This is a genomic window from Flavobacterium sp. NKUCC04_CG (assembly GCF_019345525.1).
Taxonomy (GTDB): Bacteria; Bacteroidota; Bacteroidia; order Flavobacteriales; family Flavobacteriaceae; genus Flavobacterium.
This window is the reverse complement of the sequence record NZ_JAHKRA010000093.1, coordinates 1-223: the sequence shown is the minus strand read 5'-3', so window position 1 is coordinate 223 and position 223 is coordinate 1. Positions and strand designations below refer to the sequence as shown.

The window sequence follows — 223 nt, the reverse complement described above, 5'->3', positions numbered from 1 at the left end:
GTTTTCAGAGGTATAAACATAAGTCCCTTTTGGTCCTTTTACCAAAGTTGTAATCGTTTCTGCTCCAGCAGCTACCATGGCTTTGATATCTACAGTTACACTAGCACCCGCCTCGTTCACATAAGTAATCGTACCCGCAGTATAATTTGGTGTTAAAGTTGTAATTGTTTCAAAACTGTCGATCGCTCCTTTAATATCTAAAGTAGTCAAATTCGATTTCTCA

Annotated in this window: 1 protein-coding gene; it reads right to left on the bottom strand. The window is 38.1% G+C overall.

Annotated elements, in window-relative coordinates:
* A partial coding sequence (locus KO524_RS15345; RefSeq protein ID WP_219295088.1) for a hypothetical protein occupies window positions 1-223 on the bottom strand: 223 nt, incomplete at both ends.